This window comes from Enterococcus sp. DIV0187 (assembly GCF_051713785.1).
Lineage (GTDB): Bacteria > Bacillota > Bacilli > Lactobacillales > Enterococcaceae > Enterococcus_A > Enterococcus_A avium.
Map to the genome: position 1 here is coordinate 254,150 of NZ_JBIOQO010000002.1, position 15,941 is coordinate 270,090.

Annotated in this window: 16 protein-coding genes; 1 reads left to right on the forward strand and 15 read right to left on the reverse strand. The window is 38.8% G+C overall.

Going from position 1 to position 15,941, the window contains the following annotated elements:
* Window positions 1-198: 198 nt before the first annotated feature.
* The 12 genes from IGI52_RS21130 to IGI52_RS21185 all read right to left on the reverse strand — a co-directional run bounded on the left by IGI52_RS21130 (window position 199) and on the right by IGI52_RS21185 (window position 13,708).
* The gene (locus tag IGI52_RS21130; protein WP_438782388.1) at window positions 199-1,242 is read right to left on the reverse strand and encodes an HAAS signaling domain-containing protein; all 1,044 of its coding nucleotides are present in this window, start codon (window positions 1,240-1,242) and stop codon (window positions 199-201) included.
* Between the two features lie 2 nt (window positions 1,243-1,244).
* The gene (locus tag IGI52_RS21135; protein WP_016178296.1) at window positions 1,245-1,580 is read right to left on the reverse strand and encodes a PadR family transcriptional regulator; all 336 of its coding nucleotides are present in this window, start codon (window positions 1,578-1,580) and stop codon (window positions 1,245-1,247) included.
* A gap of 108 nt (window positions 1,581-1,688) precedes the next feature.
* The gene (locus tag IGI52_RS21140; protein ID WP_438782389.1) at window positions 1,689-2,915 is read right to left on the reverse strand and encodes a DUF1015 domain-containing protein; all 1,227 of its coding nucleotides are present in this window, start codon (window positions 2,913-2,915) and stop codon (window positions 1,689-1,691) included.
* Window positions 2,915-4,102, reverse strand: a complete 1,188-nt coding sequence (locus IGI52_RS21145) for a 3-phosphoglycerate dehydrogenase family protein (protein ID WP_016178294.1) — start codon at window positions 4,100-4,102, stop codon at window positions 2,915-2,917. The genes IGI52_RS21140 and IGI52_RS21145 overlap by 1 nt, the downstream gene beginning before the upstream one ends.
* Complete coding sequence (serC, locus tag IGI52_RS21150; RefSeq protein ID WP_373143704.1) at window positions 4,103-5,185, reverse strand: 3-phosphoserine/phosphohydroxythreonine transaminase; 1,083 nt, start codon at window positions 5,183-5,185, stop codon at window positions 4,103-4,105.
* 684 nt (window positions 5,186-5,869) lie between these two features.
* Window positions 5,870-7,000 (reverse strand): hypothetical protein, encoded by a 1,131-nt coding sequence (locus IGI52_RS21155; RefSeq protein WP_256137727.1) that lies wholly within the window; start codon window positions 6,998-7,000, stop codon window positions 5,870-5,872.
* A gap of 181 nt (window positions 7,001-7,181) precedes the next feature.
* Window positions 7,182-7,754 (reverse strand): helix-turn-helix domain-containing protein, encoded by a 573-nt coding sequence (locus IGI52_RS21160; RefSeq protein ID WP_048718413.1) that lies wholly within the window; start codon window positions 7,752-7,754, stop codon window positions 7,182-7,184.
* Between the two features lie 185 nt (window positions 7,755-7,939).
* Window positions 7,940-9,427: a glutamate/gamma-aminobutyrate family transporter YjeM gene (gene yjeM, locus IGI52_RS21165; RefSeq protein WP_016178287.1), complete on the reverse strand. Its 1,488-nt coding sequence runs from the start codon at window positions 9,425-9,427 to the stop codon at window positions 7,940-7,942.
* Between the two features lie 652 nt (window positions 9,428-10,079).
* Window positions 10,080-11,681 (reverse strand): ABC transporter, encoded by a 1,602-nt coding sequence (locus IGI52_RS21170; RefSeq protein ID WP_438782390.1) that lies wholly within the window; start codon window positions 11,679-11,681, stop codon window positions 10,080-10,082.
* On the reverse strand, window positions 11,674-12,432 hold the full coding sequence (locus IGI52_RS21175; RefSeq protein WP_049218289.1) for an ABC transporter ATP-binding protein: 759 nt from the start codon (window positions 12,430-12,432) through the stop codon (window positions 11,674-11,676). The genes IGI52_RS21170 and IGI52_RS21175 overlap by 8 nt, the downstream gene beginning before the upstream one ends.
* 213 nt (window positions 12,433-12,645) lie before the next feature.
* Complete coding sequence (locus IGI52_RS21180) at window positions 12,646-13,134, reverse strand: prolyl-tRNA synthetase associated domain-containing protein (RefSeq protein WP_438782391.1); 489 nt, start codon at window positions 13,132-13,134, stop codon at window positions 12,646-12,648.
* Window positions 13,135-13,234: 100 nt separating this feature from the next.
* Complete coding sequence (locus IGI52_RS21185; protein WP_438782392.1) at window positions 13,235-13,708, reverse strand: GyrI-like domain-containing protein; 474 nt, start codon at window positions 13,706-13,708, stop codon at window positions 13,235-13,237.
* 155 nt (window positions 13,709-13,863) lie between these two features.
* Between IGI52_RS21185 and IGI52_RS21190 the strand changes: the two genes are divergently transcribed.
* Window positions 13,864-14,526 (forward strand): Crp/Fnr family transcriptional regulator, encoded by a 663-nt coding sequence (locus IGI52_RS21190; protein WP_373143699.1) that lies wholly within the window; start codon window positions 13,864-13,866, stop codon window positions 14,524-14,526.
* A gap of 2 nt (window positions 14,527-14,528) precedes the next feature.
* Here IGI52_RS21190 and IGI52_RS21195 read toward each other — a convergent pair whose 3' ends face one another.
* The 3 genes from IGI52_RS21195 to IGI52_RS21205 all read right to left on the reverse strand — a co-directional run bounded on the left by IGI52_RS21195 (window position 14,529) and on the right by IGI52_RS21205 (window position 15,932).
* Window positions 14,529-14,738, reverse strand: coding sequence for a hypothetical protein (locus IGI52_RS21195; RefSeq protein WP_016178281.1), 210 nt, complete (start codon window positions 14,736-14,738; stop codon window positions 14,529-14,531).
* A gap of 248 nt (window positions 14,739-14,986) precedes the next feature.
* Window positions 14,987-15,370 (reverse strand): hypothetical protein, encoded by a 384-nt coding sequence (locus IGI52_RS21200; RefSeq protein ID WP_016178280.1) that lies wholly within the window; start codon window positions 15,368-15,370, stop codon window positions 14,987-14,989.
* Complete coding sequence (locus IGI52_RS21205; RefSeq protein ID WP_311856099.1) at window positions 15,363-15,932, reverse strand: UbiX family flavin prenyltransferase; 570 nt, start codon at window positions 15,930-15,932, stop codon at window positions 15,363-15,365. The genes IGI52_RS21200 and IGI52_RS21205 overlap by 8 nt, the downstream gene beginning before the upstream one ends.
* Window positions 15,933-15,941 lie beyond the last annotated feature (9 nt).

A 15,941-nucleotide genomic window follows, 5' to 3' on the forward strand; every position in this document is an offset into this window, starting at 1 on the left:
TATGTCGGTCGTTTAACATAGCTAAAGCTATGCCACGACCGAATCCGATTCATCTGCATGAATAAAGTCGCGAGTGTTCTCGGCTAACTCATAAACTACGAAAAGCAAAACCAAGGACAGCGAGCTCATGAGTAAAGCAAAAAAAGTGTATCCAGAAAAAAATAGACCCTCAAATAGAGAGTCTAAACAATCTTTTCATTATGCTTGTTCTTGATTCACATAACCTGAATAGTGGCTTCGTTTACTTCGGTTATAGAGAACTGAAATAATTTGAATCACAGAAACGATAACAATAATAAGGCTAATGATCAAACGAATTGAAGCTGTATTTCCTGTAGAAATGTAATGCAAGACATCTCCTCTAGACCAGGTTTGTTCCTGAAGCAGCTCAACTAATTCCTGGCTAAAAATATTATTGTGCATCAATAAAAAGACCCACATAACTGCCGAAACAGCAGTGTCAATAATAGACCAAACACACACACGATTCGTCCAACGGCGATCAATCAATTTCACCACACCAACAATTAATGTCAGTAGGGTTCCTATAATTAACACCGGAATCAAAAACATTGTAAAGCTGTTACTGAATAATGGAACATTAAAACTAACATTCCCTGACTCGGTGAAAACGTGAGAGAATCCACTTACCGATACAAATATGAAAATGACACTAAAAACAATGACGGCAATAATTTCTGCTATTGGATCAGATAAAGGAATCAGTTTTTCTGTAGTCAACGGCGGCAAATCCGTCACCTTCCAATCATCCTTTTTCCTGCTATTTAAAGCACCTGTCCGCTCGGCGATCACAAATCCCACTGTCGTCCATACAAGTGTCTGCATTACTCCAGATACACCGCTTTGAATTCCAGATTGAAACATCACCTGAAGAATGCGGCTAACCTGATTGCTATTTTGCTGCAACGTCTCAAAAACCCCAGTCACTGCCCCAACAATAACTGTAATAATCCCGACAATCGGAACCAACAGCTTCAGTAAGCGAATGTACTCATCATACACCTGCGGAGAAATAAGATAACGAGGGTTTTGACGATATTGTTCAGCTAACTTTGTCGGAGAACCCATCGATTGCAGCACCTCTTTGATCTCAGCATCATTTGGCTGATCTGACAGCATATCATAAATATTGCTGCGTAATTCTTGGGCGACCTCTGCCCGTTCCTTTTCCGGCAATTGCTGAACAACCGCCGCTATATAGCGCTCAATTAAATTTTCCATAGTCACTCCCCCGAGTAGATGTCCATTAGACTTTTTTGCATTTCCTTCCATGCTTCAAACAACTTATCCTTAACCATTTGACCTTTTTTGCTGATCGTATAATACTTCCGCGGTCTGCTTTTAGTGGTATCCCAATCACTTTCCAGCAGCTCCTGCTTTTCCAGCCTTCTCAGCAATGGATAAAGCGTATTGGCCTCAATCTCCATTCCTCGCTCCTGCAATGTCTGCAAAAGTGCATATCCATAGTGAGGCGTATCCAAGCTGCCTAGTACAGCCAAAACGAGATTTCCTCTTTTTAATTCTGTCACATAGTTCTGAACAATATCCTTATCCGGCATATGATCACCTCTTCACATCCATTATACTGTGCCACACACATTATAGTCAATAAAATAATGTCGTAAAACAGAAAAAACTCTCGAAAAATCACTTTCGAGAGTTCACACTTATTTAGTTTCTAACTCATGTAAGAACAATCCGCTCAACAGCTTCGGTTCGAACCATGTTGACTTCGGCGGCATAATTTTTTTCGCATCTGCCACCGCTAAAAGATCGGTCATTTGTGTTGGGTACATTGAAAAGGCTAACTTCCAGTCGCCTGAATCCACAAGCTTTTCAAGCTCTTCCGTCCCGCGAATCCCACCAACAAAATCAATTCGTTTATCGGTACGAATATCCATAATCCCGAAAATCTCTTCCAACACAAATTTCTGCAGCAAGGCCACATCTAATTTTTCTACTGGATCAGTCGGAACTTTTTCCGGTTTGATTCTTAAGGTATACCAAGCTGTTCCATCATATAACTGGCATTCGCCGGCTCTTTCAGGCTTTTTGATACCCGTTTTAGTTACTTGATAATTTTCTGCTAAACGATCCATGAAATCGGATGGTGGGGCTACCTTTAGTACACGGTTGTATTCCCAGATGGCTAATTCGTTCTCAGGAAAGATAATCGACAGGAATTGCTCAGTTTCAGGATTTTGTTCGCCAGATTGACGTTTCTCTAAGCCGATTTTTACTGCCGATTCCGTCCGGTGATGGCCGTCAGCGATATACAAGGCGTCTACTTCTGAAAATAGCTCCGTCAATTGATCAATCGTTTCAATCTGATCAATTACCCAAACACGATGCGTCACCTCATGATAGCTGGAAAAATCATATACCGGCTGGTGATCTTTTTGCCAGGTTTTAATGATCGTTTGGATTTCCGACTGTGGACGATAACTTAAGAAAATCGGGCTCGTATTGGCATCACAAGTACGTATATGGTTCATACGGTCAATTTCTTTTTCATGACGAGTAAATTCGTGTTTTTTAATTTTTTCATCAATGTAATCACTAATTGAAGTACACGCAACAATCCCAGTTTGGCTGCGACCATTCATCACTAATTCATAGAGATAAAAATAGTCATCTGACTCTTTGAATAGCCAGCCCTTTTCCAAAAACTCCGCCAAATTTGCTGCTGCTTTTTGATAGACCTTTTCATCATAGGGTGAAAGCTCTGTTGGCAGATCAATTTCCGCTTTATCGATATGAAAATAGCTGTAGGGATTATCCGCTGCTAAGTCTCTCGCTTCTTGTGAATTAACAACATCATAGGGCAAGGCAGCTACTTTATCAGCCAAGTCTTTTGCTGGACGCACGCCTTTAAAAGGATGAACCTGAACCATTAAAATTCACTCTCCTCATCCCGCTTGATTGCGCGAACACGAACAATGCCTTCATTTTTACTTAATTGCTCCACAATCGCCGCGATTTTATCAGGATTTGTCTCTGAAACATCTACTAAAGTATACGCATGGTCATCTTTTCCGCGATTCACCATATTATCAATATTAACATCTAAAGAGGCAATTTCAGAAGCAATCAACCCCAGCATATTCGGTACATTACGATTGATAATCGTGATTCGATAAGGCGATTCAAAGGCCATTTCAACATTTGGAAAATTAACCGAACGCTTAATGACTCCTGTTTCTAAGAAACGCTTTAAACCGCGAGCAGCCATTTTGGCACAGTTGACTTCTGCTTCTTCAGTTGATGCGCCTAAATGCGGCAAAACAGTAATCTTATCGTTATGAAGTAATTTTTCTTCCGCAAAGTCAGTGGTAAAACCAGCGATACGATCTTCGTTGACTGCTTTTACAACTGCATCCGTATCGACGATCTCTCCCCGTGCGAAATTTAATAAGCGAGCGGTTTGTTTCATTTGCATCAACTCTTCCGTGCTGATTAAATGATGTGTTTGCTCAGTCAACGGAACATGAATCGTGACGAAATCACAATTGGTCAAAACTTCCTTCAAATCTTTTGCCCGTTTTACTCGGCGAGAAATACTCCACGCCGTATCCACTGATACATAAGGATCGTAACCTGTAACTTCCATTCCCAAACGATAAGCATCATTAGCTACCATCGCTCCGATCGATCCAAGACCGATAACACCAAGCTTCTTGCCTTCTAATTCCGTTCCAGCAAACTGCGATTTTTGAGCCTCTGCTTGTTCGTCAACATTGGCTCCTTCTAGTGTCTGTACCCAACTGATCCCTTGAACCATTGGCCGGACAGATAATAATAAGCTCGCGATCACCAATTCTTTTACCGCATTAGCATTCGCCCCCGGTGTATTAAACACCACGATTCCTTTTTCCGTACATTCTTTTACAGGAATGTTATTCGTACCAGCCCCCGCACGAGCCACTGCTAAAACTGATTCAGGAAAATCATAATCATGCAGTTTTTGACTGCGTAAAATAATACCATCTGGTTCTTCGCTTTCATTAATACGGTAATTTTCATTATCTAACCGCGCCATTCCTTCCGGAGCAATCGCGTTGAATGTTTTAATCTGAAACATCTATTTCCCTCCATTTTCCTTCTCAAACTCTGCCATGAACGCAACCAAGGCTTCCACTCCTTCGATTGGAAAGGCGTTATAAAGACTCGCACGCATTCCGCCAACAGAACGGTGTCCCTTTAAGTTTTCAAAACCTTGAGCCAAAGCGGCCTTATTGAAGGCTTTGTCCAACGCTTCATCTCCTGTCACAAATGGAATATTAGTGATTGAGCGGCTGTCTTTTTCCACTGGACTTTTAAACAAACTTGATTGTTCAATCGCGGTGTATAGCAATTGTGCTTTTGCTTGATCCTTCGCTGTAATTCCAGCAACGCCTCCTTGCTCCTTCACCCATTCAAAAACAAGCTTCGCGATATAGATAGCATAAGTCGGCGGTGTATTATAAAGAGAGTTATTCTTTGCTTGCAGCGCATAGTCCAACATTGGTGCGAAAATTGCTTCTTGATTGAGCAGGTCTTCACGAATGATTACGACCGTAAGCCCAGCTGGACCAATATTTTTCTGTGCACCTGCATAAATGACACCGAAATCTTCGACTTTATAATCGTTGGCTAAAATATTTGAAGACATGTCCGCAACTACTGGGACTTTGCCAAAATTCGGAATCTGCGCAAACGCTGTTCCTTCTATCGTATTATTTGTTGTAATATGCACATAAGCGGCGTCTTGATCCACCGTTTCTGGCAGTTCAGGAATGTAGGTAAAATTCTTGTCTTCACTTGAAGCAATTACTTCTACCTCAACATTATCGAGTGCTTTTGCAGCACTAATAGCTTTTTTCGACCATGAACCTGTATTTACGTATAAAGCTTTCTTTTCTTGCGCCAGATTCAACGGCAGCATAGTAAATTGCAAGCTCGCACCGCCTTGTAAGAACAGAACTTTATAGTTTTTTGGAATAGCCATGAGTTCTCTCAATAAGGTTTCAGCCTCTTGGATGATCTCTTCAAATAAGGAGGAACGATGACTCAGCTCCATCACCGACATGCCGCTATTTTTGTAATCAAGCATTTCGGACTGTGCGATCTCCAACACAGCTTTTGGTAGTACCGCGGGACCTGCAGAAAAATTGTAAATCGTCATACTTATTCTCTCCTTTTTCCTATTATGAAAAATATTTATCCATCAGCCCTTTACCATTGACCTTTAAAGCCTAAAGTCACAATGATAACTTGCTTTAAGATGTGATGACAATTATAACAGATGTCACTAAATGATAAAAGCCTAATTTTAAATTAATTACACTGTAATTTGATTGGTTTTCAGAAATTCCCACGTTTCTTTACATGAGGTTTGCTTACAGAAAGTCTTGAAGAAAATGAAACGTTCACCAGAAATAGCATATTAAAAAAGCTCTCACTCCGAAATCTACACAGAGCAAAAGCGTCTATTTGTTCTTTGTACAACATATTGTCACAAACTGTAAACTGACAGTTGCTACAAAAAGTAGCTTTATGAGGCCTGAAAGAAAATTTTGTACACTAATTTTATCGTAAAGGAGTTTAAAGGAAGGTGGGATGTTTTGAAAATAGGAAATAAATTGAAGAATCTGCGTAACGCGAACGGCTATAATACACAGGAGAAAATATTTTAATGGAAGTCTGCAATATGGGTTTCCACCTTATACCGGTATTCTTAGAGAAACCAGCCTGAAAAACCTAGCCACCCAATCAAATCGAAGAGAAAGCGAGGATAACCCTATTTGAAGTTCTTATTTTAAACACTTGAGGGCATGACAAAGAAGACTATTCTAATGAAACGAAAAGTCTATTTTCTTTTCTTTTTTCGCTTGTTACTGCCGGTGGCCGATTTAGTTTTTTTGCTACTCTTACCTACACTTGTAGTTTGAGTTTGTCTATTTTTGAATCGGTTTATCAAACTCATTGCTGACAATTGCTGCCCGCTCAAGTGTCCAATGTTGTTTGAGGATTTCTTTCTGGGTATTTTTTCTTGCAAAACAACTTTTTCTTCCACCGCTAGATTTTTAGTCAACAGTCCCGGTCCAGTGGAATCTTCTAAGTAATCATTGGACGTATTTTGCTGAGATACTTGAGCATCTATCATTTCTTGTGCTTCAGCCGAACGCTCAACAAATAAGACATGGACATCCTCGATAGTTTTACCCTTTGGCAAGTATGCTTGAACTAAAACCACTAATTCTGTCTCACTTAAAGTTCGCGGATCGAATCCTTGTGGTACCATAATTTTCAGTTCTTCTCTGCCTACTTCAGTACTTTGTTCCACTGGTTCTTCTAGCTTCTCATTCTGTGGTTCTTCATAATGTTTGATATTTGTCGTTTTAAAGCAGTCAAAGGTCATAAATTGGGAAAATTGACGGACTTCTTTATTTTTGAAGATAGTCAGTTCAGTCAATAGCTTGAGCAAAACGGCTATTTCCTCCTCTTTCCTTTGCGGATCTACATCCTTCAATGTCCATTTATGCTTTCTTCCGTTTGCATCTTTAAAAATCGAGATCAGATTGTAGCTGTCTAGACAATCCTCGGCTTGCGATGTAGTTACGGCATATAAGTATTTAACGGCTGAACGATAACACTCACTGGATTGATGATACTCTTTTTTATTATTAAATAAGCGATGAACTACGGCATCCCAATCACCACTTTTTTTGAAATAAGGCTTAAACAGACTACTGAACCGACGCAATACATCATTTGGCTCGGCGGTTAAATAAATAGTTGTCACTAATTCCTGGCAGATAAAAGAAAAATCACTAAAGACCAGCGCATTCCTAACTAAAATCGCTACAATACTTTCTATAATGTTCGTTGCATCATGGGTGTTGTTATAGTATTCATTGACCCTTTTTTCTAGGCTTGCCCTTTTCATGGTAAAAATTTGGCGTTTTCCTAATGGCTTGATAGTTGATTTTACAGTCATGCTTGCACGCTCCTCTTCATCCATTCCGATTGTCTGTTTACATAAAAATTTTACCGCTTTTTGATAAAAATTCCCAATCCGTAATTTTTATTTTTTTTAAAACGATACAATCAAGCAAAAGGTATAAAAAAAGTGCCCGAAACCTGATAAAATCAAGCTTCAGACATCACTTTTGATTTGCTTAAAACATCCCACTAAGCCACAAACTAGCTAATACTACTGCCATTACAGTTATTGTAAATACAATAACGATCACTGTTTTAGAAAGAAAATCTTTTCCGAAGCTTCGCTCTTTTCTTCTCTCCTCTACATCTTCACATTCCATATAAGCGACAATCTCTTTATAAGTTTTGATATTCTTCTCTTTTTTTATTTTCTCGATTTTAAGCGCCGCCCACATGCCAACTAGCCACAAGACGAACGGGATCAAAAGTCCTATATTCCCAAATAACTTCCAAACAGGTCCGAATAAAATCGCTGCTGCCCCAATTGTTCCCAACATGATATAGCTGTACCTGTTCATCTCATCTTTTTTAATCACATTTTTCATGGTTTCCACGTCTCCTTTGACAAGTTCATCTAAAGTTACGTCAAAAAGAACACTCAGCAATAACAGATTATGAATATCTGGATAGCTTCGTTCATTTTCCCAATTCGAGATTGTTTGACGAGAAACGTAAATTTTCTCTGATAATTCTTCTTGGGAAAATCCTGCTTCTTCCCTCAATCGTTTAATCTGTTTGCTTAAATTCATCTCATCCGCTCCTTCATCCTCACCATAAGACCTATTGTGGTTTCCCACTAGCAAAACTCTTTATAGTAAGCGATTTTCCACATGTCAAAAGTCTTTATCATGTCTTAAAACCTTGATATATCAAGTCTAACTGAAAAACAAACAAAATTAAAGCCTCGACGAAATTTCGTCGAGGCTCAGAGTTATTATTCAGCTTTTGAACGGCGTACATAGTTTTGGTAAAGGATAATACCAACTACAGTAAATCCAACTGGACCTGCGATCATCCATAATGTATCGCGAGCGCCAGCACCTTCGATGATTGGTTGGAAAATCGTGAAGACATTCGCACCCAATACTAATAAGAAGACGACAACACTGATGATCATTGTCATGCTCTTAGACTTGTACACTTCAAACGGACGATCCAAACCTTGTTTTTGCTTGAATTTAGGGAACGCATAAATCAAGAACAAGTAAGGCAATGTCATTGAAACGTTCGCCATCAATGTCAAAATATTGTAGAATGCTGATGGATCTGGTGTAGCGAATGAAGCGATCAAAATAATCGCAACAACGATCGCACATTGGACCCACATAGCAAAGCTTGGCATTCCATTTTCATTCAATTCAGTAAATTTCTTAGGCCATAATTTTTTCGGTGTTCCCATAATCAACGTCTTCAATGGTGAATACGTCAATGTAAAGAACGCACCGCTATATGCTAAGAACATACCTAGACCAGTATAACGAGCAAACCAATTACCCATACTGATGGCAGCGCCGTGTCCTAGACCCATCGCATCACCTAAAACGTAACCTAAGTTGTTCATCATTACATAAGAAATATTTCCTAAGTTGGTTGAATCACCAGATAAAACATCTTGCCAATTGGTACTTACACCCCATAAGAAGATCCCTAATGCATAACCAACAGAGATGATCAATGCAGAAAGTACGACACCTTTAGGGAAAGTTTTTTCAGGGTTCTTAGTTTTATCAACCATGCCCCCAACAGCTTCCAAACCACCATAAGCAAAGATTGCGAATACCGCGAATCCTAACAAGCCGATTGGGCTTTGATAGCTAGGATTTGGTGAATGTAAAATGTGGTTAAATGGTTGCGCTAAATGCCCCCCATTTAATACCAAAATAATACCAGAAATTACGATTAAAACAACGTTTAAACTTGTTACCGCAATCCCACCTAAGCTAGTGATTTTAACGATTCCCTTGACCCCTTTAATTGAGACTAACGTTACGATGATCATCCAAACACATGCCAGCAAACCAACTACTTGAGTCGAGTTCATACCCAACATATGTAATTTTTGCGTTTGGTCGCTCCCAGCAAATGCTGTGGTAAAAGGAATCCAAACTTTAGATGATGTAGAAACCATCCAGACAACGTAAGAAGCAAACCACATAAACGTTCCGATAAATGCAAAACGTGGTCCTACGCTGACCTCCAGCCATTTGTACATCCCACTATTTTCGCCTTTGATCGTTGAACCGAATTCCGCCATCATCAATGCAAATGGAATAAAAAATAGAATTGCTGCGATAACGTAAAAGACGATTGATCCATAGCCCATTAAGTAAAAGGCTACTGGTCCGTTAGCAAACCCAAATACCGAGGTAAAGATCATCATGACTAACGCAACCAATGTCATGCCTTTCTCTGATTTGGCCATTGAAACCACTCCTATTCAATTTTTCTAGGGTCTTTATTACGTTTGTGTTTCAATCTTGAAATTAGTTATTAATTGAACAAGAACACTGTAAATATAAGAAATCCCTAAATGATACTTTACAATGAAAAAAGACAGAGTGCAAGAATGGCGAAAGTCATTGAATATTCTGACAAATTGCATCAAAACAATTACGAAAGCTGAAAATCTACGCAACAAATTAAATGATAAAATAACTAGATTAAGAACAATTGAAATGAGTGATTTTAACTTGTTTTTTTATTGTATTTTACTTTTCCTGCTAAAGCACGTTATATCAAACTTAATATCAATATTCAAAAATTAGAAAGCGCTACCTATTGATCTGTAAATTTTTATTTAAAATTAAAAAAATACAGCTAAAGGTTTGTCTACTCTCTTCTGAATCTTTATTTAAATGAGGATTAATTTTGAAAGGATTATTTTCATCGTCTTTTTATGATAATTAGATTTGAATTATTTTATCTAACTACCATTTTATACTCAGCGTTAATCCGTCTAAACCTAAAGATACTTTAATTTTTAAATCCGCATTTCTATTTCGATAATTTATTTATGTAAACTTTTATCCATAAAAAAAGAACCTTGCGTTAAGGTTCTTTCTTTACCTTTATAATCAGTCATTTAACTTCTTCCAAAAATTATTTCGGTTGATTAATAGCCATGCCACGGACAGGATCGCCAACCAAATCATGACACCGCCATTTAGCAACACAGGATTAACGTTCATCATGACAGCGACTACATATAAAACGATCAGAATCGCACCAACAAAAAGCGAGCCAAACATCCAAATCATCAGACCATAGTTCCCCACCCCTCGTGTAAAAAGTTGGCTGATATTGGTCCATGTCACATTCAACAAACGATAATCTCGGCTAAAAAAGTGAAGTGATAACAGATATGTTCCCCATAATATCCCTGCTATAAAAGGCAGTGATAAGAATATCGGAAACCGCAACACAACAGCTATCAATAAACCTACTCCGCCAGCAATCAGCATCTGGATTTTACAGCCAACCCAGAATTTTTGACGAAGATATTTCTCTAGCGATAACGGAAGAGATTGAATAAAAGAAAAATTCTCACGATCCAATGAGATTAGATTACTGACAAAAGAGGTTTGATTAAGCATAATCGTCGCAAAAACAATCCCCGCCACAAAGAATACCCCCATAAACTTTGGCGTTAAGGTTTGTAAATTGATCGGACTCGTAGTTACTATTGTCCCAATCATCACAATCGGCATAATTAATGATGAGGTCAAGACCTGCATAATCAAGTTAGGATTTTTCAGTAATTGACGATTGTAGCTTGCCAACAGCTGCTTCAACGATTGATCGGTTTTTCGTTTGCGTTTTGTTGCCGCAGTATGGGAAGCCTCATCGCTGAATTGTTCGTATAAGCTAGGAATTACGAAAAATTTCAATGCCAGCAAAAGTAATCCCGTCACAGCGAACAATACAAGCAAAGTAATAAGCCCAGTTACCGAAAACAGCTCGTGCATAACCCGGTAGAACGGTAGAAAAACCGAAAACGCATGTCTATCAGCTATGCCGCCCGTGCTGGAATGATCGACAGAATTTTGGGTGAAATTGATTGCTAAAACCCCGCCAACAGAAACAATCATGGAAAAGCCCAGCATTAAGCTGGTAAACAGCTTTTTATGTCGCCGAAACAGCTTGGTTTTTGTCATTCCAAAAACAATTAAGCTACATAGACTAAATAATAATGTAAAGAAAATAATGAATAGCAGAATAGCTCCCACTACCGCGATTACGATGGAATAGCCGCTTTTATAGGACGTCAGGAAAAATAAAATTAACAACGGCAATAGAAACGGTACAATTGTCATCCCAACTGCCAAAAACTTGGCGACAAAGACCTCCCCTTGCTTGATTGGCAAAGGCAAATAATCCTGCAAATCTTTACTTTCAAAAAAGACATTAAAAATCGCTGAAAGTGATTGGGAGAAACCAATCAAAGCAAATAGCATCATATAATAAGTAAAAAAGCCAGGCAATTTTGAAAAATCAATCATCACCATAGTTGCTCCATAAATCAACAGAAAGATTACCCCAGACATTAAATACTGTTGAACGATACTACGAATGACTTTCTTGCCCTTATGCCCTTTTTTTCGAATTTGATTGGTGGAAGATGGATTGACATACAGCATGTTGACTGCAATCAAGCGTTTGATGATTTGACTATTCATGGGCAGGCTCCTCAATTTCAGTAATCAAGTCCCCATCAGCTTGGCGTCCAGCCATTTTGAGGTAGACACTTTCTAGCGATTCATTTGGATAATCCTGCAATAAATTATCCACGGAACCGTTATAGATCAGCTCACCTTTTTTCAAAATTGCCAGTTCGTCGCACAATTGCTGTGCAGTGTCTAAGACATGCGTCGAAAAAATCACTGTGTTGCCCTTTTCGGCATGGCGTTTAATCATTTCCTTCAAATCAAATGCCGCCTGCGGATCTAAGCCCTGCAACGGTTCATCTAAGATCCAAATATCGGGATCTGGCAGTAAGGCTCCAATAATGATCGTTTTTTGCCGCATGCCATGAGAAAAGCTTTCCAATGTTTCATCTTCGTGACCAACTAAATCAAATAAATTGATCAGCTCTTGTCGGCGATGCTCCTGCCCCTTCAGATCATAAGCAGCTGAGATTAAATCCCAATACTCATTGGCTGTTAATTGTAAAAACATATCTGGCGAATCCGGTACATACGCGATCTTCTTCTTAATTGCTAATCGATCCGTCTTCAAATTCTTTCCATCAAACAAAATCTCACCACTCGTAGGCTCAATAATACTCACTAAACTTTTGATCGTTGTCGATTTTCCTGCCCCATTATGGCCTAAAAAGCCGAAAATCTCACCGGCCTTAATCGTTAAACTTAAATTATCTAACGCTTTTTTCTGATCATATATTTTTGTTACACCTTTTAATTCAATCATTTTGTCGCCCCCTTATTCATTCACTATACGAGAAAAGCTTCGCCATGACAATAAACGAAAAGAAAAAAACACTCAAAAGAGTGCTTTAAGCTGCGACCTAATATCTTTAAAAAATAGATACATCTATGCGTAATTTAATGCAAAAAAATCTGAGAAGCTAATTTTAAAACACCCAAGTTCATTTGAGTCACGTTACTATGAAGGACATGAAATCTAAAGGTGAACAACCGTTACTTGATTTTCATGCTCTTTAACAATCGCGACTAAATCCTCTGTTTTTAACCATACAGTTGCTGTATTATCGTTCGGATGAACACCAATAAGTCCTGGTTCTTCAAAGAAATCGGCATCAATAAAGAAGTGTACTTTGTGTTCTGAATCATTTAAAATTCCAAAAGGGCTCACCGCGCCTGGAATTAATCCCATCACTTCCATTAAATCATTCTCCGATGAAAAAGATAATCGTCGCGTGTTGTTTTCCTTTTTGAATTCTTTAAGATCGACCCTTTTGTCGCCTTTAACAGTAATTAGATAAAAATTTCTTTTTTTATCATCACGGATAAAAAGATTCTTCGCATCAGCTTCTGGGTATGGCAACGCAACCTCGGAAAGTTCCTCCATGTTGTATACAGCCTGATGTTCTGTCACTTCAAACCAAATATCCTTTTTGCTAAGATAATCCAAAATCTCATTTTTATTCACAATGCTTCCTCCTAACGATCAGTTATGAATAGTTAAAGTATATCATATCCAAATACAGATAAAAAATGTATATTTATAAATACAGTTTTAATTAGACCCTTTAGTCTTTTAATGGAATCCAAAGCTCAATAATTGAACTGATTCGATTCCAATGAAATCTTTCGTCATATTTTTCAAAATGTAAAAAGTTCGTTTGTTCCAAGTTCAAACCAAGCTTGGGAATCAGCTTATGGTAAATCTCTTCATATGTAGCGTAGATTTGGTCCATCGCACCTTGATGCTCCACAACCAAATATTTTCCCGCAGGAATATCCTTCAAAATGAATTTCGTTGGATGCGCCTTCATTTTTGGGATCGCACAATAATAATAAAGCTGCCCATCTCGCCGTTCCATAAACGCATACTTAGTCCAATTTCCAGTTTGTTGGTTCAATCCATTGCTTTTAAGCTGATAATTAAAACGCGGCCAAAATGATAGACTGCGTTCAAGATTCTTGCTTTTTTGATTTGTCAGCGCCAGTTCTAGTCCAGTAACAGAAAAGGACGCTAATTCTTTTAGCTTATACTTGATCATATCACGACAATCCTTTAATCGTTTTCAATTAGTTTAACTGAAAGATCCGAGAAAAGAAATCACGAAAAGTAAAAATAGATCTTAAAGCGCCTTTCAAACTTGATTCATAGTAAAATATTAAGTGAAGACCATTATAGAAAAAAAAGGGTGAGGAAATGGTAGGAAAAGTGGAAAAGCTGCACCGCGAAATACTCGATTATTATGGTTTATTGGAGCATGAATCGATTTGTGAAATTCGGCATTTTGGTACGGGAGAAGAAATATATAGTCAAGGTGTGGAATACAAGCATTTGATGATCGTAGTTTCAGGAAAAGCTAAAGTTTGCGTCAGTGCTCCGAATGGCAAAGACTTGATTTTAGCTCATTATCTTTCTAGAGGGTTGATCGGACACGCGGAATTAATGACTGGAACGAAGTATGCGACCGCTTCCGTCATGACGCTCTCGCCTTTTGAATGTATCCTGATCCCTTTTCAGAGTAAACAGGACAATCTCTTTAAGAATCTGACCTTCATGACGAGAATGACCGAGGATTTAGCGTTGAATATGATCCGAGATTCCTACAACTTTACTTCGAATGTTTTATTTAGCGGCGAGCAGCGACTATGCTCCTATATTGCTCAAGGGGCTTATAAGGATTTTTTCTTTGATCGTTTAACAGATGTCGCCGCGACGGTGGGAATAAGTTATCGGCATTTGATGCGTTTATTAAAAAAATTAGCTGAGGATAACATTTTAAAAAAGGAAAATGGCGGCTTTCAGATTATTGATATGACGCAATTGAAAGCTCGCTCGGCTGAAGGAATACAGGCTAGGTAGTGTTAACTAGCCTGCTTCCATTTGCAATCAGCTTTAGAGTCAGTATTTTCTTGTTGCTGCATTTTGATGGCAGTCGCTAAGATTTGTTCTTTTCGTTGTGCTTCAAGTTCATTGATATGTGCCCAATAGTTTACTTTTGCTCGGGCTTTTTGTTGCTTTCTAACAGCCATAAGCCCAGCAGCAATAAGAATCAATAGTATAAGAATTATCATTTTCAGCACCTCCTATACCCTTATTTTATGGCTTTTGGCGGAAACCAATTAGGACATATGTCACATTTTGCAGGATTTTTTAAACTTGATGGAAATCTTTTTTTAAAATCAGAAAAATCATGCATACGATTCTGCTGAAGAGTCTGTTCACTATATTCAAGAAAATCAATAATTAGAGCTCAAGCCTAACAAACTGGGAAAAGCAGACCTCGCAAAAAACTGCCTAACAACAGCTAGGCAGTTTGAGATTATTTATATAACGGTTCTTTGGTTAGCTCGTGGTCACTGATCCAAAGAACGAGTTCGTCCGCAAGCTCTTCTGTCATCGGAAACGATGCTTCGATCTGTTCTTTTGAGATATGATCCACATGTACGCCCGCTGTAATGACACAATTTCCCGGAATTATTGATTGAATCCTTCCCAATAATATCTTCGCCAGAACATCATCTTTGTGAAATCGGCCATCATGACTGGGAAAACGCTGAAGCTGTGTATCTCCTGAAAAAGTCGTTACCGTACCGATATGCGGCGTATCACCGCCATAAAGACACAGCAGCAGATCATTCCCAATCCATTCGGCTTTAAGTGTGATTTCGTAGTCGGCTTTTTTGATAGTAAAGAGTTTACTCACTGTCTTTCCACCGCCTCGAAACGTGGTTTTCGATGCCTAAAGCGTCCATCAGCTTCATTGATTGATGGGCCACGAGATCATCGATTGTTTTTGGCTGGCTGTAAAATGCTGGGATTGGCGGGATGATTTGAACTCCTAATCGGGCTAATTTGGTCAGGTTTTCAAGATGGATCGCATTCAGCGGTGTTTCTCGCGGCACTATGACCAATTTTCTTTGTTCCTTCAACGTCACGTCAGCAGCTCGCGAGATCAAGTTATCGCCAAACCCCATCGAAATACCTGCGACAGTTTTCATACTGGCTGGCACGATCACCATTCCATCCGTTAAAAAGGAGCCACTGGCGACCGCAGCACCTAAATCACGATTGCTATAATGATAATCCAGCATCTCTTCAAATTCTTTCAAGCTAACATCGGATTCCAACTTCAGATTTTGCTTTGCCCAATCACTAATAATCCCATGCGTCTCGATCGTTGGATCAGCTTTTAGACGTTTGATCAAATCAATGGCGTAGATAATGCCAGATGCACCGGTAACTCCAATCACGATTCTTTTTTTCATCTGCTTCAC

Bases quoted from the DNA above. Each gene is read 5' to 3' on its own strand.
- IGI52_RS21195 (WP_016178281.1), bottom strand. From the start codon at position 14,738: ATGATAATTCTTATACTATTGATTCTTATTGCTGCTGGGCTTATGGCT.
- IGI52_RS21205 (WP_311856099.1), bottom strand. From the start codon at position 15,932: ATGAAAAAAAGAATCGTGATTGGAGTTACCGGTGCATCTGGCATTATC.
- IGI52_RS21130 (WP_438782388.1), bottom strand. From the start codon at position 1,242: ATGGAAAATTTAATTGAGCGCTATATAGCGGCGGTTGTTCAGCAATTG.
- IGI52_RS21145 (WP_016178294.1), bottom strand. From the start codon at position 4,102: ATGTTTCAGATTAAAACATTCAACGCGATTGCTCCGGAAGGAATGGCG.
- IGI52_RS21190 (WP_373143699.1), top strand. From the start codon at position 13,864: ATGGTAGGAAAAGTGGAAAAGCTGCACCGCGAAATACTCGATTATTAT.
- IGI52_RS21155 (WP_256137727.1), bottom strand. From the start codon at position 7,000: ATGACTGTAAAATCAACTATCAAGCCATTAGGAAAACGCCAAATTTTT.
- serC (WP_373143704.1), bottom strand. From the start codon at position 5,185: ATGACGATTTACAATTTTTCTGCAGGTCCCGCGGTACTACCAAAAGCT.
- IGI52_RS21170 (WP_438782390.1), bottom strand. From the start codon at position 11,681: ATGAATAGTCAAATCATCAAACGCTTGATTGCAGTCAACATGCTGTAT.
- IGI52_RS21175 (WP_049218289.1), bottom strand. From the start codon at position 12,432: ATGATTGAATTAAAAGGTGTAACAAAAATATATGATCAGAAAAAAGCG.
- yjeM (WP_016178287.1), bottom strand. From the start codon at position 9,427: ATGGCCAAATCAGAGAAAGGCATGACATTGGTTGCGTTAGTCATGATG.
- IGI52_RS21185 (WP_438782392.1), bottom strand. From the start codon at position 13,708: ATGATCAAGTATAAGCTAAAAGAATTAGCGTCCTTTTCTGTTACTGGA.
- IGI52_RS21140 (WP_438782389.1), bottom strand. From the start codon at position 2,915: ATGGTTCAGGTTCATCCTTTTAAAGGCGTGCGTCCAGCAAAAGACTTG.
- IGI52_RS21135 (WP_016178296.1), bottom strand. From the start codon at position 1,580: ATGCCGGATAAGGATATTGTTCAGAACTATGTGACAGAATTAAAAAGA.
- IGI52_RS21160 (WP_048718413.1), bottom strand. From the start codon at position 7,754: ATGAATTTAAGCAAACAGATTAAACGATTGAGGGAAGAAGCAGGATTT.